Below are 21,850 nucleotides of genomic sequence, written 5' to 3'. Positions count from 1 at the left end.
TGAAGGCAGGTAACTGCGTGGAAGGAGATGCTAGTCATTCTCATTGTGTGGACTACCCGCATCGAATCGTTTTTGCCCCGTATCCGTTTGCCTGGCGCGGGTGACAGCGGCGCGGGGATGGGCCATGGCTTTGATCACCGCGCGGGATACGGTTGGAAAATGACTTGAATCGGGTAGCGCCGCGCCGCCGCCCTTGACTACCGTCGCTCGCCGCCCTTTTGCAGGGCTTGTCCCTTGATGGAGGTGTGGATGTCAGTCGATTCAGGTTTACAAGTGCGCGGTCTGCGCAAGCGCTACAACAATGGCGTCCAAGCGTTGCGCGGCGTGGACCTGAATGTGGGCCCTGGCATGTACGGTTTGCTCGGCCCCAATGGCGCGGGCAAAAGCAGCCTGATGCGCACCCTGGCAACCTTGCAGCAACCGGACGCTGGCAGCATCGAACTGGATGGGCTGGATGTGCTCGCCGAGCCCGGGCAGTTGCGCCGCCGCTTGGGTTACCTGCCGCAGCAGTTGGGGGCGTACCCGGGGGTGAGTGCGCGGGATTTGCTTGAGCGGTTCGCCTGGCTCAAGGGGCGTACCGACAGCCGCCAGCGCCGTGAGGAAGTCGAAGGCCTGCTGGCCAAGGTCAACCTGCAGGAAGCCGCGCACCGCGCGCTCGCCACTTACTCGGGGGGCATGTTGCGCCGCTTCGGCATCGCCATGGCCCTGATCGGCTCGCCGCGCCTGCTGATTGTCGATGAGCCCACCGCCGGCCTCGACCCGGCCGAGCGCAACCGCTTTCACCAAGTGCTGGCGGATGTGGCGGCCGAGTCGATCGTGCTGCTGTCGACCCATATCGTCGAAGACGTCGAGAACTTGTGCAGCCGCCTGGCGGTGCTGGCCGGGGGGCGGATTATCATCGAAGGCCGTCCGGAGGATTTGCTGCGCGCCGAACAGGGCCGCTTGTGGGAGGCTGCGTTCGCCCGTGGTGAGCCGCTGCCGGTTGCCTTGCATGTGGCCGCAAGCCCCGTTGGCAGTCGGGTGATCGTGCACGGCGAGCGCCCGGCTGATCCGCGCTTCACGCCCCACACGCCGCGCCTGGAAGATATCTATTACCTGGCGCTGGCCCAGGTCGGCGAGGCGGGCGAGGCATGAATACCTTTGCTCTGTTGATGCGTGAAGCCTGGGTGGAAGTGCGCGCCGGGCTGCGCAGCGGTATTCCGTTGCTGGTGTTCTTGGGCCTCACCGGCTATTTGCTGATGTCCCTGACCAATGCCGACTACGTGCAGAAAATGGGCGCCAGCGACATTGCGCGCAATGCCCCGAGCCTGATCTACCTGATGTCGTGCGGGTGCATGTTCTTCCTGTTCTTCGCCTGGGCCTGGATCTTCGCACAACCGGCGCTGCGCGATCGCAAGGCGCAGTTGGAAGAGGTGCTGCTGGCCTTGCCGCTGTCGCTGCCGGCATTGTTGTGGGGGCGGTTCATTGGCGCAGCGCTGGTGGGCGGCTTGCTCGCCAGTTCGCTGATCGTCGGGTTTTTGGTCAGCCCGGTGCTGGGTTGGCTCGGCTGGGTGCCGGCAGCGAGTATCGGTGCGCCGATGTGGTCGGCGCTGGGATTTGCCTGGGTCGCCTTGTTATTGCCGGTGAGTACCGGGATCGGCGCGCTGTATTACCTGCTGGCCTTGCGCAGCCGTGGCTTGGCCGCGCCATTCGGGTTGGCGACGGTGTTGATGCTGTTGTGGATGTTTGCCGTGGTGGTGCTCAAGGGCGGGCATATCAACCCGCTGTTGGCGGCCAGCCTGGACCCATCGTTGTTTACCTTTGCCCAGGCCCAGGTGGAAACCTGGAGTGCCGCGCAGAAATCCCAATCGCTGTTGGCGCTGACCCCGGGTTTCTGGCTTAACCGCCTGCTGTGGTGCGCAGTGCCCCTGCTGTTGCTGGCCGTGGTGTTGGCCCGCACCACACGTCAGGGTTTGATGGGCAAGCGTAGCGGGGCGGTGTTGGCAGAACCGCCGATGCTGTTTGCGAACGCCGTGACGTTGCCTGGCCCGCTGGTTAGCAGCCAGTGGCCACGGGCTTTGTGGCGCGAGGCGCGTTGGCAGGTACGCCAAGTGTTTGCCCGGCGTATCGGCTGGGTGGCGCTGGGCTTGCTGCTGGTGATGGGTGTGCTCAGTGGGTTTGTCCACGGGGTGTGGCATGCGCGTGGGCCGATGGTGCCTCGGGCGGATCTGACCCTGCCATTGCTGTCGAGCGCGTTGTTTCTGGTGATCGCGTTTATCGTCGCCGCCTTGGTCGGGCTGGTGTGCCGGCGCGATGATGTCGAAGGTTTTGGCGCCATGTTGCAGGCCACTGCGGCGCCGGCGTGGTTGCGCCTGCTGGGCCGGGTGGCCTGTGTGCTGCTTTCGACGCTGGCCCTGGCGTTGGTGCCGGGCCTGGCGAGTTTGCTGATCAGCGCGATTGCCGCGCCCGACAGCCTGGCGCCGGGCTTTGTGCTGGTCTATCAAGCGCTGGTGTTCGCGCCGCCGCTGATGGAGTTGGCGATGCTCACGGTGCTGGTGCATGCGCTGATTCGTCGCTCGGGGCTGGCGTATGCCACCTCGATGCTGCTGACATTTTTCTTGGTGCTCAACCATGAATTGGGGCTGGTCAGTTACCCGCCCTATGCCATGGCGATCCCCGCGCATGTGAGTGTGTCGCTGCTGACCGGCTGGGCGCCTTGGCTGGCGTTTCTCGCTGCATTGGCCGGCTGGAAACTCGCCGGTTGCCTGGTGCTGCTCGCGGTGGCGGCACTGGTGTTGCCCCGTGGGCCAGAGCGACGGCGCTTGAGTGATGTGCGTGACGGTTTGCTCGGTTTGCCGGGGGTGTTGCTGGCCCTCGGCGCCGTGGGCATGCTCGGTAGCGGCGTGCTGTTGCAGCGGCATCTGGTGGAGCTGGGCGGTTACCAGTCTGTCGCTGCGCAACGTGCCGAACGCGCTGACTGGGAACGACGCTGGCTGCCCGGCGCGAGCGCCTGGCAGGTGGCCGGTGGGCAGTTGCAACTGCGGGTTGATTCGGCGGCGCGACAGGTAGTGGGTCAATGGACGTTGCAAGGGGTGGTCGCGGCTTATCTGGACGCCGAGTTACCGCCGGGCCTGCAGGTGACGGCCGCCAGCGTGATGGGCCGGCCCGTCAGGTTCGAACAGGCTAGCGAGCATCTGCGCGTACCGCTGGACGGCTGCGCGGCGAGCGGTTGCCAGGTGGCGTTGAACTGGACGGTGCACGCCGACGGCTGGCCAGCCGAAGGTGAGGCGTTCTGGCTCGGGCCTCAGGGTGTGTGGCTGCAAGCGCGCCGCGTAGTGCCGCGCTTGGGCCTGGACAGCGAGCGCCTACTGCGTGCGCCGGCCCAGCGCAGTGAAGCCGGGTTGCCGATGTTGGTGCCACAACTGCCGACGGGCGCGGCGGTGGCCGTGGAGGCTGTTGCCCCAGCCGGCGATTGGCAATGGCAGGTCGAGGTCGATGGCCGCACCTTTAGCGGTCGCAGCCTTGGCTCACTGGACTTTGCCTATGTCACGCCGGCTCAGGCAGACCCCAGCCGTGCGCACACCCGCACTGAAGTACAGCAAGACCTGGACTTAATGAGCGCCTGCGTAGCACGGCGCCTGGGCAGCCGGCCCCGTATCGAACACCTGAGCCTGTGGCCTGCGGGCATGGGCGCCAGCCGTTTGAGCCACGGCCATCTGTTGCTCAGCCAGTCACCGAATTGGGACGTGGCGCCGGTCGGCGTCGGGCGCTGGACGCGTCGCGCCCACATTGCCGAGCTGCTTGCCCGCCAATGGCTGATCGAGGCCAGCGACCTGCGCCAGATCCCCGGTTATCTGGGGTTGAGCCAGGGTGTGGCCGGGGCGGTGGGCTTGCTGTGCGTGGAAGACGTCGACGGTGCTGGCGCCCGTGCCGCGCTGGTCAAGCTGATGGCCGACGACCTGACGCGCGCCCTGGGCAATGACGGTGAGCCTGTCGGCACCCTGGCCGATGCTCGCGAACAGGGCTGGGCCGCCCACTATGCCGCGCTGGTCAGCCTTGATTGGGTGGCGGCGCAATCCCCCGAACACCTCACGGCGATGACCGCCGACGTCCGTCACGGCCAGGGATGGCCCACTGAGCTTCAGCGCCTGCTGGGCGCGCCCTCCGAACACGCGATTGCCGCCGCGCTCAAGCGCTGGGGGCCTGCGCAATGAATGTGAACCATCCCTGCCTTGTGGAGCTTTGTCATGTCACCTGAACTGTCTATCCAGCCGCTACGCCGTCCCATCGGTTGGCGGGCCAACGTGCTGACCCAAGCCATGGCACTGGCCTTGTCCAGCCAGATGTGTACGGCTTATGCCGCTGAGGCTCAACCGGCCGCCAATACCGAGACCATCGAGCTGGCGCCGGTGACGGTGAGCGCACGGTTGAACCAGGAAAGTGCCAAGGACATTCCGTTCGGCCTTTCGGTGCTCGATGGCCAAACCCTCGAGACCCGGCGTTTACGCACCCTGGAAGACGCCTTGCGCACAACGCCTGGGGTGGATGTGAACTCCTGGGGCGGCGCCAACGATGCCAACGTGCGTATCCGTGGGGTTGGCTCGCTGAACCAGATGAGCATGGACGATGGCTCGGTGGTGCTGAACGTGGATGGCGTGCCGATGTCGGTGCGCAACGCAGCGATGGCCACCCTCGACGTGCAGCAAGTGGAAGTGCTCAAGGGGCCCCAAGGCACCTTGTTCGGGCGTAACAGCGAAGCGGGCGCGATCAACGTCACCACGCGCAAACCCACCCGCGAGCTGGAGGGCTACGTGCGCGGCGAAGTGGGCAACCAAGGCCAGTTCATGACCGAGGGTGCGGTGGGCGGGCCGTTGACGGAGTCGTTGGCCGGGCGCATTGCCGTGCGTCGCAGCGGCTTTGATAACTGGGTCGATGACCAACAAGACGGCAACCCCCTGACCAAACCCCGCGACCTGGCCCTGCGCGGCAGCCTGTTGTGGGACAACGACGCTGGCACCACTGGCCTGCTGACCGCCGAGCGCCAGCGCGCCGATCACTATGCCGGCCTGGAAATCCTGCGACCGTTCGGCAACCGCCCCAGCCTCGATTACACCCCTGGCACGTTCAATGGCAACAAGAAGACCAACGAGCGTTATTCCTTCGAGCTCAACCATGACCTGGCCCAGGCCCGGATCACCTCGATCAGCGCCTATACCAGCACCGACTTCAATGCGGTCAAGGGCTATGATCGCAACATCACCCGCGCGTTGTACGGCCAGCCTTTTGAGTACCTGATCGAAGACTCGGCCCACGAGCGAGTCTGGAGCCAGGACCTGCGCCTGGGCTCACTGGCAGACGCCGATGTGTTCTGGGTAACCGGGGTAAACCTGTCCCGTTCCGAGCGCAGTTTTGACTCCAGCAACTTCACCAATGGCGCCCGGCAACTGCGCGATTTCACCACCAACAGCTATGCCGCGTACGGCGAAGTGACCTTCCCGATTGCCGAGGACTGGAAGCTCACCACCGGCCTGCGCCACACCTGGGACCGCAAGACCTACGGCGCCGATTACAGCAGTGGCGCCAACCTGATCAACGACAGCCGACGCTTGCAGGACGACTACAACACCGGGCGCGTGGCCCTGAGCTACGCATGGACACCGCAGACCAACCTGTACGCGGTGTTGTCGCGGGGCTACAAGTCGGCCGGGTTCAACGACTACGCGACGTCGATCAAGGACAGCCAACCCTACAAGGCAGCCAAGGTGAACTCCGCGGAAGTCGGTTTCAAGCATGAAAGCGAAGGCGGTGCGCTGAGCCTGGAAGGGGCGTTATTCATTACCCGCGTGCAGGATGACCACTTGCTGGGTTATGACTTCACGTCCCTGGCGGTCAGCGCGGTGAATGCCGATACCCGCAGCAAAGGTGCCGAGTTGTCGAGTACCTGGCATGTCACCGATGAACTGACCCTGGGCAGCGCCATCAGCTACACCAACGCGGTCGTAACCTCCGATGCGCCGGGGGTATCCGGCGGTGATGTGGCCAAGGGCAGTCGCGTGCCGGACGTGCCGCTGTGGAGCGGCAACTTCAGCATCGCCTGGAAGAAGCCCTTGGGTGAACTGCTGGGCTTGCCGGCGCCGCGCCTGAACACGTTGCTCAACTACCGCGTGCAGAAAAACCGCCCGGCTGACCCGCAGAATCACTATGACCTCAAGGGCTATGCCAAGCTGGATTTGCACTTGGGGCTGCAGAGCGGTGGATCGGAAGTTTATCTGTGGGGCGATAACTTGCTGGATGCGCGGTATGACTTGTATGGCGCTTATTCCACCGACGCGGTGCTGACCGGGATGCCGGGCAGGGGGCGTTCGGCGGGGGTGGGGTACAGCTACGAGTTCTGAGGCAGTCACTGGGTGCAAAAATGTGGGAGGGGGCTTGCCCCCGATTGCAGGGTATCAGTCACTGTATTTGCTGACTGACCCACCGCCATCGGGACATAGGTATCTACACAACTTTAATGCGACGCAGGACCTGTGGCGAGGGAGCTTGCTCCCGCGAAGACGGCCTGGCAGCCCACGCTGATCTAACTGATGCCCCGCGATCCAATGTGGGAGCTGGCTTGTCGGGTCGCCGCATCGCTGCGAAGGCGGCCTGAAAGCCGACCAGGATCTCGGATCAGACCGCGTACATATCCGTTCCTGCGGTAATGGCTGCTATTGGTTCCGCTTTTACAGCGGGTCACTTTTGAAAAGAGCCGGAATGCCGGCCCAGCCAAAAGTAACCAAAAGGCTCTTGCCCCACCACTCGGCACCTCGCCCAGGCTCGGTGTGCCCGTAATCCGCCAGTGATTTGGGGGGCCGCCGCCACGCGCCATCCATGGCGCGGGGCGGCTAAACCGGCATCCCTGCCGGTTTACCCCCCAAATCACTGTCGAATTCCGGCCAGCGTGGTTTAACGGGGCGCCTAAGATCAAAAGCAGATCAAGATCAAGAGCGGCTCGCTTCGCATCGTGGTTACCGTCGGCTGCTACAGCCTACAAAGTTGTGTAGATACCTATGGTAATCGGGGGCAAGCCCTAATGCCGTTCAGTTAAGCGTATATCGCCCTCTGTAGGAGCGAGCTTGCTCGCGAAAAACGTCAACGATAACGCGTGTTTCCTGATTGAACGCGGCGCCTGTGAGTTTTTCGCGAGCAAGCTCGCTCCTACAAAAAGCCTTAACTGAACGGCATTAGGGCAAGCCCCCTCCCACATTTGGATCTCTGCACCTCAGGTGGAATCCAGGTCGGCTGCCTGGCCGGTTCAGAATTGATAGGTATAGCCCAGGCCCAACGTACGCCGCCGCGATGGCCCGCCATAGGCTACCGGCTCACTGTAGAAACCATAGGTGTCGTACGTCTGGTTCAACAGGTTGTCGGCGAACGCATAAACTTCCCCGAACCTGCTCTCCAGCCCAGCCCGCAGGTCGAGCTTCTCGTAGTTATCCAGGTTGAAATGATTCTGCGGATCGGCCGCGCGTTCACCCACCAGGTGGTAATTGAGGCTGGTGTTGAGAGTGGTATCACCCAGGCTGGCGATGCTGCCCAATGGGTGCTTCCAACTGGCGTTGAGGTTGGCGCTCCAGCGTGGCACATCCGGGGTGCGGTTGCCGGCTGCGACGTCACCGGCCTGGATGCCTTGCACGCCACGGGTGATCTTGGCATCGAGGTAGGTGGCGCTGGCGGCCAGGGTAAGGCCCTGGTCGAAGCGCCAGCTGCCTTCCAGTTCGGCGCCGCGGGTGCGGGTGTCGGCGTTGAAGGCGTTGGTGGCGAAGGTCGCCGCGTCATAGCCGAGCAAATGGTCATCGTGCACGCGGGTGTAGAACAGCGCGCCGTTGAGGCTGCCACGCCCCTCTTCTGTCGTGCTTTTGAAGCCCAGTTCAGCGGCTTTGCTGACGGCGGCCTTGTAGGGCGTGCTGTCGCTGACCTGGGAGGCATAGTCATTGAACCCGCCGGATTTATAGCCCCGTGCCAGTTGCACGTAGACGTTGGTTTGTGGGGTGATCGCATAGCTCAGGGCGGCGCGTCCGGTGCCGTAGTGGTCGGTCAGTCTGCGCGAGTCGTCCACGGCGCTGGTGCCGGCGAAGTATTGGCCGTTGTAAGTCTTACGGTCCCAGGAGTGGCGGTAGCCGGTGGTGAGCTTCAGGCGTTCGCTGAGGGGGAAGGTCACTTCGCCGTAGCCTGCGTAAGTGGTGGTGGTGAAGTCGCGGAACCTGGCGCCGGACGTGCCGTAGGTGTTGCGCGGGGTATCGTAGCTGCGTTCGTTGCGGCTGGCGGCGACGCCGGCGACCCAGAACACCTCAGCGTCGGGCAGTGAGCCCAGGTGCACGTCCTGGCTCCAGCTGCGCTCGAAGGATTTGTCCACCACCCAGAACTCGCTGGGCGTGCCGTAGAGGGCGCCCATCAGTTTGCTGTCGTAGGCGATCAAACCCGTGAAGTCGGCGGTGCCAGTAGCCGTGGTGGACGTCAGGCGGCTGTTGGCGAAGTCGTGATCGACTTTGAGGGTGTAGCGCTCGGTGGTCTTGTCGTTGTCGTCGAACAGGCCGGGCGTCAGGTCCAGGCTCGGGTGGCTGCCGTAGGGGCGCAACACCAGGGAGTTGGTGGCGCGTTCGGTTTGCTGGCGTTCGGCGCTGAGCAACAGGTGGGTGTCATCGTTGAGGTCCCACAGCAGGCTGCCGCGATAGGCTTCATTGCGTGGCTTGGTGATGGGGTGGTGGGTCTGGTCGTTGTCGATCCAACTGTCGTAGCCGGCACGCCGCACTGCCAGGCGGCCGCTGAAGCGGTCACTGAGCGGGCCGCCGATGGCGCCTTCGGTGAGGAACTGGCCTTTCTGGCCGACTTCGCCACGCACATAACCTTCCAGTTCGCGGGTGGGTTGGCGGGTGGTGATATTCACCGCGCCGGCCTGACCAATGGCGCCGGACAGTGTGCCTTGGGGGCCCTTGAGCACCTCGATGCGATCGATATCCAATGTGCCGAAGCCCAGGCTGCGCGACGACACCGGCACGCCGTCGATATTGAACGCCACCGAGCTGTCATCCATGGACATTTGATACAACGAACCGACGCCGCGGATCAGCACGTTGAAATCATTCGGCCCGCCGGAAGAATTCACGCTGACGCCGGCGGTGTTGCGCAGGGCGCTTTCGAGGGTGTCGAGGCGTTGGGTGCGCAGCTGTTCGCCGCTGATCACGCTGACGCTGATGGGCACGTCCTTGAGGTCTTCCTGGGCCATGCGTGCGGTCACTGTCGAGGCGGGCAGTTGCAATAGCTCGCCGGAGGCAAAGGCAGAAGGGGACAGTGTCAAAGCAATTGCTATTGTTATACTATTACATTTGTAGCAAGATTGACGGGTAGTCGTCGTGTTGCCTCGTGCAGACATGATAAGACCTTGACTGAACAGATTGATCGGGGCGTTGCGCAGGGGCAGCGGCGGTTTGATAAAGCGTGCAGTGCTCCAAATGCTAATAATTATCAATTGCGGTCTTCTACCCTGATGTGATCTGATTCGAGCCGTATCCGGTCAGCCAGGAGATTTACGATGTCAGCCGTTCAAGGAGGCGCAGGGGAGCCGATGCCAGTCTCGCGAATCATTACGGGCGGGTATGGGAGCGATCTCGGGCCAGGGGCGCATTGCCGCGTCACCCGCATGACGCTGCAGGAGGGCCTGGATATCGTGCGCTGGCAAAGCACGTTCGAGCAGCCGGTTGAACTGCCGCTGCAGGACGACAGCGAATGCATCCACTTCAGTTTTACCAACCTGCTCAAGGGCAAGGCTGCGTGCAGCTTCCATGATGGGCGCCGGCAACGTCGCTATGCGATTGATGAAGGCGCGGGCAATATCAGCTTTGGTCGCTGCCGCCATGGCCTTTATCACCAGCACGGCGAAATCGACAACATCACCGTGATGATCCGCCCCGAGCTGCTCGCCCAGTGGGAATTGAAACTCGACCCGCTGCTGAACAAGGCCTTGGCCTGCGAGCATTGCTTCCTCGACGGCCATCGCAGCGGCGAAATGAGCGCCACCGCGCACATGCTCGGCCTGGCCATGGACCACGGCACCCAGCTGGCGCCGGCCCAGCCACGCAGCAGCCTGTGGTTGTACGGGCAGAGTGTCACGCTGGTGAGCTTGTTCCTGGAAGCGCGCCAGGACGCTGAATGCACCTGCCGGGTCAGTCACACCGACCGTCAGCGGTTGGTGCGTGCTCGCGATCGTTTACTGGAAGACCTGGGCAAGGCGCCGAGCCTGTCGGAGTTGGCCCGTGAATCCGGCTTGAGCCAGCCCAAGCTGACTCGCGGGTTCCGCCAACTGTTCTCCAACAGCGTCTACGGCATGTTCCAGCAGACTCGCATGATCCAGGCGCGCAGCCGCTTGATGAGCGGCGATGAATCAGTGATGCGCATCGCCTCGGACCTGGGGTATGCCAACGCCAGTCACTTTGCCACGGCGTTCCGTAAACAGTTCGGGATCAACCCGTCGATGCTCAAGAACGGTGGCCGCGGCAAATCCTTGGGGGCTGGCTGAGGCAGGCGATCAGAACATCGCTTTGACCTGCAAACCCAGCACCAGCGCATTGTCGATGCTCTCCCCGGAAAACGCCCCTGGCTCGATGATGTATTGCACATCCGGGCGCAAGGTCAGCCAAGGCGTGGCCTGGTAGCCATAACTGAGTTCGATCAGCTGTTCGGCCGTGTCCAGGTCGGGATAGGCCGTGCCGGCGTTGAACGCTGCCAGTTCCTGCACATCACGGCTGCGCGGGTTCGGCACCGCACGGCCATAGCCCAGGGCGACGGTATCGCGCGGGCGACCTTCGAACGGCTTGTACAGCACCACGCCTGCGCCATACCACTTGGTGAACGGCGAGGCCGCTTCGCTGGCGGCGGAGTATTGACCGAAGGCGTGCAGGCTACGGCCTTGGGATGATTGGGAAGCCCACACAGCCTGGTCGATCAAGAGGTAGTGACCGCCACGCCCGCTGACATCCTTGTTGCTGCCAATGCGTTTTACATCGGAACTGTCGTAGTAATACCCGAGCTTGTATTCACCGGGCAGTGCGCCCGCATGCTTGTAGATAAGCTCGATGGGCACCACGGTGCCGGTGGTGTGCTTGGGCCCCAGGTGCCAGGCACGGCTGGAGTTGCCGTTGCTGGAGGGGTCGACATTGAACGCCGCCACGCGCAGTTGCCAGTTGGGCGAAAAGTCGTATTTCACCCGGGCACCGAGGTGCGCATTCGGGTAGTTGGCCCAGCCGCTGCCGCCGGACATGTTCAGCGGATGCCCGCAGAACCCGGCGTTCATGAAGTTGCACAGGATGCCGCTGTCCAGGCCGCCAAGGTCATTGCCCATGGCCATATAGCCCAGCTTGAGGTTCAGCGCCGGGGTGAACAGCGTGCGCTCGTAGCTCAGCTCGGTGAGGCGCGTGTAGAGGCCGCCGTAGTTTTCCTGGATCGGCAGGCGGTTGCCCACCAGGTCCTCGGAGGCGCTGTTGCCGCGTCGGTCGTTGATGGTCAGCTGGATGCGGTCGCCGTTGGTGAAACCGTAGAGCTTGCCCAGGTCGAACTGCACGCCGAGCTTGAGGTTCTGCGAATAGCGCGCCGAACGGTGCTGGCCGCCGTGGGCGTTGTAGGCGGTCTCGCCACTGTAGTCACCGGTAAAGCGCACGCCTTGTGCGTCGAGTTCGCGGCGCAGGCCGCCCCAGTCGCCGGTCAGGGTGGTGTCGTCGGCTTGAACGGGCAGGGCGGCCGCAAATGCCAGGCCCAGCGCCAGGCGCCAGGCGGTATGAGGAGTAGGGGTCATGGGGGATCTTTCCAAACACAAAGCGCGGTGCCGGAGCACCGCGCGAACAGAGGGCGGTTACGGCAGGGCGTAGGCGATCACGTAGTCGCCACGGTCGGTGGACTGGCGTGCGCCGCCGGCGGTGACGACGATGTATTGCTTGCCGGTTTTCGGCGACACGTAGGTCATCGGTCCGCCCTGGCTGCCCACGGGCAGACGGGCTTTCCAGATTTCATCGCCATTGCCGCTGTTGAAGGCGCGCAGGTAGAAATCCTGGGTGCCAGCGATAAAGATCAGGCCGCCTTGGGTGGACAGCGTACCGCCCAGGGTCGGCAAGCCTACTTTGATCGGCAAGTGCATGCGGATACCCAGCGGGCCGGTGTCTTCAACGGTGCCCACCGGTACTTGCCAGGCGACCTTTTGCGTCTTCATGTCGATGGCGGTCAAGGTGCCGAATGGCGGTGCCTGGCACGGAATGCCGGCTACCGACAGAAAGCGGTTTTTGTTCACCGCATACGGCGTGCCCTTGAGCGGCACGGCGCCCATGCCGGTGTTCAGCGCTTCACCACCTGAGGAGGCCTGGGCCTTGTTTTGCGAGGGCACCATCTGGATCCACAGGCCCAGGCGCATGTCGTTGACGAAGATAAAACCGTGCACCGGGTCGGTGGAAATGCTGCCCCAGTTCATGCCGCCCAGGGAGCCCGGGAAGCTCAGGGATTTGTCGGTACCCGGCGCGGTGTACAGGCCGTCGTAGCGCATGCCCTTGAAGTCGATGCGGCACAGCAACTGGTCATACGGCGTGGCGCCCCACATGTCCGATTCGGTCAGGGTTTGCGCGCCAATCTGCGGCATGCCCACGGATTTCGGCTGGGTGAGGGAATAGGGTTCGTTGGGAATGTTCGCGGCTTTGACCGGCACTTCCTGTACATCGGTAAGTGGCTTGCCGGTGGCGCGGTCGAGCACGTAAATCTGCCCGGCCTTGGTGCCGATGACCACGGCCGGCACAGCCTTGTCGCTGCCTGGCGGGGTGAAGTCGATCAGGCTTGGTTGCATCGGCAGGTCGAAGTCCCAGAGGTCGTTGTGGACCGTCTGGTATACCCACTTCTCAGCACCGGTGGAGGCGTCGAGTGCCAGCACCGAAGCGCCGTATTTGTGGTTGAGCTGGGTGCGCTCCACGCCGTAGATATCGGTGGAGGAGCTGCCCATCGGCAGGAATACCGTGTTCATCAGCGGGTCGTAAGACATCGGCGCCCAGCTGTTCGGGGTGCTGCGCACGTAGGTGGCGTCGCCCGTCGGGGCCTGCTTGTCTTCAGGGTTGCCTGGGTCGAACGCCCAGCGCATCTGGCCGCTGATCACATCAAAGCCACGGATCACGCCACCGGGCATATCGGTCTGTACGTTGTCCGCCACGCGGCCGCCGACCACCACGGTGGTGCCGGCCATCAGCGGCGCCGAGGACAGTTGGTAGTAGCTGTCCGGTACATTGCCCAGGCCGGCCTTGAGGTCCACCTGGCCGTGGGTGCCGAAGTCTTCGCAGAACTTGCCGGTGTCGGCATCCACGGCGATCAGGCGCGCATCAATGGTGTTGGTCAGCAGGCGACGCTGGCACTGCGCACCGGCAGGCACGCTGGCGGCCAGGATCGGCGAGCTGTTGGGCTGGGTCGGCTGGGCAATCGGCGCGCTGGCGTCGAAATACGCCATGCCCCGGCAACGCTGCCACACTGCCGATTTAGCGTTGACTTCGTTCTTCCACAGTTCTTTGCCGGTGTCGGCATCCAACGCGATCAGGTTGTTGTGCGGGGTGCAGATAAACACTTTGTTGCCGACCTGCAGGGGCGTCAGCTGGTCTTCGGCACCGTTGCCGTCGCTGATGGCCACGTCGCCGGTGTGGTAGGTCCAGGCGACTTTGAGCTTGTCGATGTTGTCGCGGTTGATCTGGTCCAGCGCGGCGAAACGGCTGCCACCTTCGGTATTACCGTAGTGTGCCCAGTCTTTCTGCGCATCGGCCGCCGCCACCGGGGTAACGCCCGGGCCTGCACCGGTGGGTGCAACGCTGGGGTGCGCGACAAACATATTGCCCGCTGCCACCGCCACGCCCAGGGCCAACACGGCGGCGACGCCATAGGCACCCCGCGCCGGTTTGCCGGCCAGCAATGGATACACCAGCGCGACCACCACGCCGATCACCGCAAACATGAACAATCGCGAGAACAGCGGCCAGTATTCCAGGCCCACGTCGGCCACCGCCCACACGGCGGTAGCCACCAGAAACGCGGCGAACAACCAGGCGCCGGCAGGCTTGCAGCGGGCAATCAGCAACCCGGAAATGGCCATGACCACGCCGCCCAGCAGGAAGTACCAGGAGCCTCCCAGGCTGACCAGTTTGGCGCCGCCGACGGCAAGCGCAAGGCCGAGCAGGGCGATGACGACGCCCAGGCCCAGGAGTAAGAATCTAGAGACGCCAGCGGCGCGCGATGCTCGTTTCATGTCGAATGGACTCGAGTGAGAGAGGGCAAAGACGCGATTTTAGCAAGATAAGTAACCGGTTAGTACATTTGAGTCCTGCAATAGACTGTTGCAGGTACTGCGATGATGGGGTGGGCCGCTTATGAAGTGGTCGGTAGGTGGCGCAGGCAATCGACAATCTGTGTGGCGAGGGGAGCAAGCTCCCTCGCCACGGTACAGTGCTGCCTTTTAATGGGCGGGCATCAGAACTTGAAGCGCCCCACCAGCCCATTGAGCTGGCCGGAAATATCAGTCAGCCGCCCTGAACCGGTCTGCGCCGAATGCGCCAAGCCTTCCACCAGCTGCGCGTCGGCGTGGATCTGCGCGATATGCCGGTTGATCTCTTCGGCCACTTGGTGCTGTTCTTCGGCGGCGGTGGCGATCTGGGTGTTCTGGTCGCGAATCGAGTCCACCGAACCACGGATCTTGTCGAAGCTGTCGCGGGCCTGCTGGATGCGCTCCACGCTGGTGTTGGACACCAGCAAGCTGCCTTGCATCTGCTGGGTGACTTCCTGGGTGCGGCGGGCCAGGTTGCCCAGCAGGCTGTCGATTTCGCCGGTGGAGTCGGCGGTGCGACGTGCCAGTGCACGCACTTCATCGGCGACCACCGCAAAGCCGCGGCCCTGGTCGCCAGCGCGGGCGGCTTCGATCGCGGCGTTGAGCGCCAGCAGGTTGGTCTGTTCGGCAATCGAGCGGATGGTGTCGAGGATGGTGTTGATGTTCTGGCTGTCTTGCTCGAGCAACTGCATGGTCTGTGTGGATTTTTGCAGGTTTTCGCTGAGCTTGAGCACGCTGCCGGTGGCTTCACCGATGTGCTGCTGACCGGTGTGCACGTCGCGATAGCCCTCATCGGCACTCGTGGCGGCGGCGCTGCATGAGCGCGCGACTTCGTTGGCGGTGGCGACCATCTCGTTGAACGCGGTGCTCACCAGTTCCACGGCTTCGCGCTGGCGGCCGGCGGCCTGGTTCATATTGTTGGCCACTGCACTGGTGTCGGCGGCGGCGGCTTGCAGGTCTGAGGAGGCGTTGCCGATGCGCTGCACCAGTTGCGCGATCATGCTCAGGAACTGGTTGAACCAGCCGGCCAGGCTGGCGGTTTCGTCCTTGCCTTGCACCTTGAGCTGGCGCGTGAGGTCGCCTTCACCTTCGGCGATTTCCTGCAGGCCGTCGGCCACACCGCGAATCGGGCGCACGATCACACGGGCGAAACTGGCGCCGACGATTGCGAACACCACGGCCAGTACGGCGGCAATCGCCGCGATCAACCACGTCAGGCGGGTGGCGCCGGCCATCACTTCGTCACGCTTGGTCAGGCCGATAAAGCGCCAGCCCAAGTCTTTGGAGCTGACCACGTTAGCCATGTAGGCCACGCCATCGATGCTCACCTCGGTCACGCCATCGCCATGCTTGGCCAGTTCGGCGTAGTTCGCGCCCAGGCCCGCCAGGGGCTTGAAGTTGTGCGTGGCATCGCTGGGGTCCACCAGCACGTTGCCGTCGGCTTCCACCAGCATCAGGTAGCCGCTGTCGCCCAGCTTGATGGTGCGCACCAGCTCGGTGAGTTGCTTGAGCGACACGTCCAGGCCAACCACCCCAAGGACATTGCCCGTGGCATCCGTGACGGTGCGCACTGTGCCGATCAGTACCACATCGTCCGGGGCCCAGTAGTAGGCGCCTGTGCGCACGGTCTTGCCTGGCGCTGCAATGGCGGCCTGGTACCAGGGGCGGGTGCGCGGGTCGTATTGCGTCAGTTTGGCGTCGTCCGGCCAACTGGCGTAGCCGCCATCGCTCAGGCCCAGGGACAGGTAGGCGGTGCTGGGGTGGCTTTTGGCGAACTGATCGAAAATCGCCAGCAGTTCTGTGTTGGTCGGCGTCAGCGGAATTTGCGCTGCATCGGCGCCGGCGTAGTTCTTGAGGTTCTTGGCCGCGATCACACGCGGGTCCTTGGCGACGAAGTCGACATTCTGGCTGATGCCGTCGAAAAACTGCTGCATGCCATTGTCGATCTGGCGGATCTCGCGGCCGCTGCTGTCGAGGAAGTTGGCCAGCGCACCCTCGCGCAGGTTCAGCACCACGATAATGGCGACCAGGATGACCGGCACGCACGCGATGGCCGCAAACGCCCATGTCAGCTTCTGCTTGATATTCATGACTTCACCCGCGGGTATTTATAGTTTTGGCAAGGGGAGAAAAATGGGTACTGCGTGCCGCAGGCGTTTTTGTGAGAGGCGAGGCCATGCGTACCCTCGGTTTATCGGCCGAGGGCGCTGGCACTTGAGCAAGGGCAATCAGGCGATCGGGTCACCGACCAGGGCATCACGGCGCATCGACTGCAGGTTCTTCTCGATGGTTTCGCAGATGCTTTCCATCTGGATCTGGTGTTCGCTGGAATTGAACGGGCTTTGCAGGTCGGTGCCGATGCGTTCGATGGCCAGCAGCATGAAGCCCACGACTGTGGAGGCCAACGGCGTGAACCAACCGAGCGATTCCACCAGGCCCACCGGCACGATCAGGCAGAACAGCGAGATGAATAGCCGCGGGAAGTACACGTAAGGGTAGGGCAGTGGCGTGTTGGCAATCCGCTCCATGCCGCCCTGGGCGTTGGAGAGGTCCACCAGGGTCGACTCCAACCGCGCCAGGCGAATACTGTCCAGGCGTCCGGCCTGGTACTCGCGCGCCAGCAACGAGGCCGAACCGGTGAGGATGTCATTGGCGAAGTTATTGGTGGCGCCGTTGCGCGCAAATTCTTCGGCGGGGATAAAGGCTCGCACTTCCTCCGGGCATGGCTGGCCCTTGAGGTGCGCAGCCAGGCAGTTGACGTAAGCCACGTGACGGCGCAACAGCGTCGACTTCACCGGGTTCACCTCACCGGGGGCGTCATCGAGCAGGGTCAACACTTGCCGGGCAAAACTGCGCGAGTTGTTGACCATCGCCCCCCACAGCGTGCGTGCTTCCCACCAGCGATTGTAGGCGCTGCTGTTGCGAAAACTGATCAGCACCACCAGTGCCGAGCCGAGCAAGGTCAGGGGCATCAGCGGCAAATTGATCTTGGCGGTGAGAAACAGCATGAAATCCACCGTCACCGCCACATCCCACAACAACAGCCAGAACAACGCCCAGCCCACATAGCCCATGGTCTTGATGATCAGGCGGTATTTCTTCAGAAGGGCAGCTTTCAAACGAGAACCTCGCGGCGGGCGGTTGGCAACAATCCCCTGTTACGACGCCGGCGAGGAAGGAAGGTTCGCGGTGTGCTGAATCGATTAGTCCTCTAACCGCCAGGCGGAGAGAATGTAACCAAAGGTTGCGCGTAAGTGTGTGCCACGGGGCATTTGACTGTGGAACAACTTTGGTACTGATGACGTCTTGTCCGGCAATCGCTGTACATTGCGTTCGAGGCAAAAAGCCATTAATGGCAGGAATTTTGAAGTGATTTGTTTTGGGGCCGGGCTGCAGGGATTTCGTAGCTGAGATCAGTGGCATCAAGTTGGATGATCAGGGCTCTTTCATGCGTGTCAGTTCGTTGAAGTTGGCTATGTGTAATACCGCGCAAGCGCTCGAACGTCATAAGGATTTTGAATCGTGCATGAGAGCGCATTACCACGTGCTGCTCGTGCCCTATTCGAGACGACCGTTTTTCTACAAGAGTGCCCTTAAATACAGCCGCTTGATGGTGTCGTTTGCATTATTGAGCCAATACTTTTCCACACCGCTGCCGTTGTTGGCAGAAGTTAAAGCCTTGTGTGTATCGCGCAAATATTGTTCGAAAAACAGCCTGGAATCGATCTTTTTGCTGTTCCGGGCCCTGGGTTTCATGGAAGTCGCGCCGCACCCCGAAGACAGTCGCTTCAGGGTGTATGCACCCTCGGATGAAGCCTGCCGCGAAGCGCGGTTGATGCTCACCGCCCTCACTGAGTCGTTGGCGCTGCTCTACCCCGAAAGGGAGGTGTTCCGGCAGATGCGCGACCTGGATGATCGCGAGTTTCTGGCGCTCTATTTCAAGGGTTTTGCCATGATTCTCGCGGCCGAGTTGACGGTGGATGTCTTGCTGCCCGAATGTTATTGGCTGGTGAAGCGCGACGCCGGCCATCTGTTGATGCTGGCGATCTACAACGACGCCTTTGCCCCCGAGAACGACCGCGCCACCTTCCGGTCGTCTTCCTACCTGGCCTTGGCCAAGCAACTGTCCGTGTCCAAGACCCACATTATCCGTATGGTGCAGGAGGGGGTTGAAAAGGGTTATTTCAAAGCCCACTCCAAAACCCGGCTGGAAGTTCTGCCACCCTTTGCCAGCCTGGTAAAGCGGTTTATGGCCTTTTCATTTGCGATGGGCCTGCATGCTATTGAGATGGGAGCGTAAGGATGCCTGCTAACTTGAAGTTGCGGCCCAGAATGCGCAGTTTGTTGTCACCTGCGGTAGCCCAAGCCGAAGGGATAGGGATTATTGCCTGGGTCGGCATGCTCCTGATTCCTGCGGCACTGAAGTTGAATTTTTATATGTTGGGCGTCACGGTGGGCCTGCTGATTGTTTGCCGGGTACATGCCACTACCACGAACTTTCTGCTCTGGCGAGTGCTGGGGGTCACCTATATGGTGTTGTTGTCCGTCGGCTTCGCTTATCTGATTCATATGAACAAAGAGTTGCGTATCTATGGCTTGCCGTTGGCCGTGACCCTGGTGGTGGGCAGCGCGATCTTGTTTATCAGTGTCCAGGATTATCTGGCCGATGCGCTATTGATCTGGCTGATCCTGTGGCCGCCCATGCAGGCGGATATATACGCGGGCACCGAGGTGTATTTGCTGCTGTTCTGCGCGGCGTCGGTGTCCATCGGGTTTATCTTGAGTTACTCCTACTTGAAGAACCTGCGTTCGGTATTGCTGGTGGAAAGCGAGTTTCGCGCCTTGGCCGAGACCGACTATCTGACCTCCATCCTCAACCGGCGCGCCTTTATGCAGAGCTTCGAGAAGTTGCTCGGTGGGGAGCAGGGCGGCTACTTCATCATGTTGGATATCGACAGTTTCAAAGAAAAAAACGACCTGTATGGCCACGACGTGGGGGACAAGATCCTGCGCGCCATGGCCCTGTGCCTGAAAAACGCCAAGGGCAGCCACAGCTTTGGACGGATCGGCGGGGAAGAGTTCGGCGTGTTATTGCAGGGCGACGATGTGGAGGTGGCCTGTGATTATGCCCTGGACTTGTTGCAGGCGATCCGCAGCAGTGTGCCTGCGCCCCACCATTACACCTGCAGTGCGGGGATGGCGCGTTTTTCGCCGGGCGACGAGTTGTCGGCCGTGCTCAAGATGGCGGATAAGAACCTGTACGGCGCCAAGCGCAATGGCAAGGACTGTGTGCACCTGGACGGCGCGCTGTTAAAGGCGATCTTGTCCTGAGGCTTGCCGTCTAGCGCATAGGTATCTACACAACTTTCCAAGTTGCAGCAGCCAACGCTAACCACGATGCGAAGCGAGCCGCTCTTGATCTGCTTTTGATCTTGCTTTTGATCTCAGGCGCCCCGTTAAACCACGCTGGCCGGAATTCGACAGGGATTTGGGGGGTAAACCGGCAGGGATGCCGGTTTAGCCGCCCCGCGCCATGGATGGCGCGTGGCGGCGGCCCCCCAAATCACTGGCGGATTACGGGCACACCGAGCCTAAGCGAGGTGCCGAGTGGTGGGGCAAGAGCGTTTTGCTTACTTTTGTCTGGGCCGGCATTCCGGCTTTTCAAAAGTGAGCCGCCGTCAGGGCGGAACCCTAAGTGGCCGTTACCGCAGGAATGGATATGTACTCGGTATAACAGTGTCGCCTGTCAGGCCGTCTTCGCAGGCAAGCCAGCTCCCACATTTGGATTGTGGGGTGTCAGGTAGGCAAGCGCCGGGTGGCAGGCCCTCACGGGAGCAAGCTCCCTCGCCACAGGCCAAGCGTCGCGCCGAAGTTATGCGTCTAGTGTTGTGACAACACACTGGCCAGCAACCCAGGGAAGCGGCTTTCCAGCTCGTCACGGCGCAACGAGTTCATATGGGTGGTGCCCACATTGCGCGTGTGCACCAGGCCGGCATCGCGCAATACCCGGAAGTGATGGGACATGCTGGACTTGGGCCGCCCCCCGTCCAGTTCGCCACAGGTGGCCTCTGGCACGTTGGCCAGGTAGCGCACGATGTCCAGGCGCACGGGGTCGCTCAAGGCGTACAGCACACGCTCAAGCGTCAATTCTTGCGGGGTAGGGTGTTTGAAGGCTCGCATGGGGCGGATGATAACAGGGGGGTAGCGTTCAATACCATAGTTCGATTACCATCGAACTATCGAATCACCCACCCCTTCCTGGAGTTCTCAATGTCGGCCTTGTTCGAACCGTTCAAACTCAAAGATGTGACCTTGCGCAATCGCATTGCTATCCCACCGATGTGCCAATACATGGCCGACGACGGCATGGTCAACGACTGGCACCACGTCCACCTGGCCGGCATGGCCCGTGGTGGCGCCGGCCTGCTGGTGGTCGAGGCCACCGCGGTCGCCCCTGAAGGACGCATCACCCCAGGCTGCGCCGGGATCTGGAGCGACGCCCATGCCCAGGCATTCGTGCCCATGGTCAAGGCCATCAAGGCCGCAGGTTCGGTGCCGGGCATCCAGATCGCCCACGCCGGTCGTAAAGCCAGCGCCAACCGACCCTGGGAAGGTGATGACCACATCCCGGCCTCCGATCCCCGTAGCTGGGAAACCATCGCCCCATCTGCCATCGCGTTCGGTGCCAACCTGCCCAACGTACCACGTGCCATGACCCTGGAAGACATTGCCCGCGTGCAGCAGGACTTCGTCGACGCGGCCCGCCGCGCTCGCGATGCCGGCTTTGAATGGATCGAACTGCACTTCGCCCACGGCTACCTGGGCCAGAGCTTTTTCTCCGAGCATTCCAACCAGCGTACCGATGCCTACGGTGGCAGCTTCGATAACCGCAGCCGCTTCCTCCTCGAAACCCTGGCTGCAGTGCGTGAAGTCTGGCCGGAAAACCTGCCGCTCACCGCCCGGTTCGGTGTGATCGAATACGACGGCCGTGATGAGCAGACCCTCACCGAGTCCATCGAACTGGCGCGCCGTTTCAAGGACGGTGGCCTGGACCTGCTGAGCGTCAGCGTCGGCTTTACCATTCCTGACACCAACATCCCGTGGGGCCCGGCCTTCATGGGGCCGATTGCTGAGCGGGTGCGCCGTGAAGCCGGCATCCCGGTGACATCGGCCTGGGGCTTCGGCACGCCGCAACTGGCGCAAGGCGCGTTGCAGGCCGGGCACCTGGATCTGGTTTCGGTGGGGCGTGCGCATCTGGCCGACCCGCATTGGGCCTACTTTGCTGCCAAGGAGCTGGGCGTGGACAAGTCCTCCTGGACCTTGCCGGCGCCTTACGCGCACTGGCTGGAACGCTATCGCTGAGGTACGCCTGCGCGTTGCATGAGCCACTCGATTGAGTGGCTTTTTTTCGCCTGTGGTTTTTGCGCTACCCACTGGACACACAGCAGATACGGGAAAAATAACAAATGAGAACCGATATCAAACGAGAATGCCCTGATATAT

General features: G+C 62.4%; 12 protein-coding genes and 2 pseudogenes. 7 read left to right on the top strand and 7 right to left on the bottom strand.

Annotated features, from left to right (window positions below; translation table 11 throughout):
• Window positions 1-249: 249 nt before the first annotated feature.
• Genes BUE92_RS18260 through BUE92_RS18250 form a run of 3 tightly spaced genes read left to right on the top strand, consistent with a single transcriptional unit; the run spans window position 250 to window position 6,374 of the window.
• Window positions 250-1,134 carry an ABC transporter ATP-binding protein gene (locus BUE92_RS18260; RefSeq protein WP_073525496.1) on the top strand — a complete coding sequence of 295 codons (885 nt, stop codon included), beginning with the start codon at window positions 250-252 and terminating at the stop codon, window positions 1,132-1,134.
• On the top strand, window positions 1,131-4,193 hold the full coding sequence (locus BUE92_RS18255) for a hypothetical protein (protein ID WP_073525494.1): 3,063 nt from the start codon (window positions 1,131-1,133) through the stop codon (window positions 4,191-4,193). The genes BUE92_RS18260 and BUE92_RS18255 overlap by 4 nt, the downstream gene beginning before the upstream one ends.
• Window positions 4,194-4,226: 33 nt before the next feature.
• Window positions 4,227-6,374 (top strand): TonB-dependent receptor, encoded by a 2,148-nt coding sequence (locus tag BUE92_RS18250; RefSeq protein ID WP_073525492.1) that lies wholly within the window; start codon window positions 4,227-4,229, stop codon window positions 6,372-6,374.
• Window positions 6,375-7,273: 899 nt separating this feature from the next.
• On the opposite strand, the gene BUE92_RS18240 is transcribed toward BUE92_RS18250, so the two are convergent.
• Entirely contained in the window at window positions 7,274-9,316 is a 2,043-nt protein-coding gene (locus BUE92_RS18240; protein WP_256673981.1) for a TonB-dependent receptor, read from the bottom strand.
• Between the two features lie 234 nt (window positions 9,317-9,550).
• Here BUE92_RS18240 and BUE92_RS18235 point away from each other — a divergent pair, with 234 nt between their 5' ends.
• Window positions 9,551-10,534, top strand: coding sequence for a helix-turn-helix domain-containing protein (locus BUE92_RS18235; RefSeq protein ID WP_073525489.1), 984 nt, complete (start codon window positions 9,551-9,553; stop codon window positions 10,532-10,534).
• A 9-nt stretch (window positions 10,535-10,543) separates the two neighbouring features.
• On the opposite strand, the gene BUE92_RS18230 is transcribed toward BUE92_RS18235, so the two are convergent.
• From BUE92_RS18230 to BUE92_RS18215, 5 genes and pseudogenes are all read right to left on the bottom strand, one after another.
• On the bottom strand, window positions 10,544-11,806 hold the full coding sequence (locus BUE92_RS18230; protein ID WP_073525487.1) for a carbohydrate porin: 1,263 nt from the start codon (window positions 11,804-11,806) through the stop codon (window positions 10,544-10,546).
• Between the two features lie 57 nt (window positions 11,807-11,863).
• Window positions 11,864-14,272, bottom strand: a complete 2,409-nt coding sequence (locus BUE92_RS18225; RefSeq protein ID WP_073525485.1) for a glucose/quinate/shikimate family membrane-bound PQQ-dependent dehydrogenase — start codon at window positions 14,270-14,272, stop codon at window positions 11,864-11,866.
• Window positions 14,273-14,493: 221 nt separating this feature from the next.
• A pseudogene (locus BUE92_RS29330) lies at window positions 14,494-15,030 on the bottom strand (methyl-accepting chemotaxis protein); the annotation flags it as partial.
• A gap of 327 nt (window positions 15,031-15,357) precedes the next feature.
• Window positions 15,358-16,437 (bottom strand): annotated as a pseudogene (locus BUE92_RS29325) (HAMP domain-containing protein); the annotation flags it as partial.
• Window positions 16,438-16,575: 138 nt separating this feature from the next.
• Window positions 16,576-17,466 (bottom strand): bestrophin family protein, encoded by an 891-nt coding sequence (locus tag BUE92_RS18215; protein ID WP_003190542.1) that lies wholly within the window; start codon window positions 17,464-17,466, stop codon window positions 16,576-16,578.
• Window positions 17,467-17,795: 329 nt separating this feature from the next.
• Between BUE92_RS18215 and BUE92_RS18210 the strand changes: the two genes are divergently transcribed.
• Together BUE92_RS18210 and BUE92_RS18205 are read left to right on the top strand one after the other, a co-directional pair.
• Window positions 17,796-18,647, top strand: a complete 852-nt coding sequence (locus tag BUE92_RS18210; protein ID WP_178380722.1) for a hypothetical protein — start codon at window positions 17,796-17,798, stop codon at window positions 18,645-18,647.
• Window positions 18,648-18,649: 2 nt separating this feature from the next.
• Window positions 18,650-19,678 carry a GGDEF domain-containing protein gene (locus BUE92_RS18205; RefSeq protein WP_073525479.1) on the top strand — a complete coding sequence of 343 codons (1,029 nt, stop codon included), beginning with the start codon at window positions 18,650-18,652 and terminating at the stop codon, window positions 19,676-19,678.
• Window positions 19,679-20,227: 549 nt separating this feature from the next.
• Here the strand turns inward: BUE92_RS18205 and BUE92_RS18200 are convergent.
• On the bottom strand, window positions 20,228-20,527 hold the full coding sequence (locus tag BUE92_RS18200; RefSeq protein WP_003190545.1) for an ArsR/SmtB family transcription factor: 300 nt from the start codon (window positions 20,525-20,527) through the stop codon (window positions 20,228-20,230).
• A gap of 90 nt (window positions 20,528-20,617) precedes the next feature.
• Here BUE92_RS18200 and BUE92_RS18195 point away from each other — a divergent pair, with 90 nt between their 5' ends.
• Entirely contained in the window at window positions 20,618-21,709 is a 1,092-nt protein-coding gene (locus tag BUE92_RS18195) for an NADH:flavin oxidoreductase/NADH oxidase (RefSeq protein WP_073525476.1), read from the top strand.
• Window positions 21,710-21,850: the final 141 nt, after the last annotated feature.

The sequence above is a fragment of the Pseudomonas fluorescens genome (assembly GCF_001902145.1).
Lineage (GTDB): Bacteria > Pseudomonadota > Gammaproteobacteria > Pseudomonadales > Pseudomonadaceae > Aquipseudomonas > Aquipseudomonas fluorescens_BV.
The sequence above is the reverse complement of the archived record's forward strand: the minus strand, read 5'-3'. Positions and strand labels throughout refer to the sequence as shown.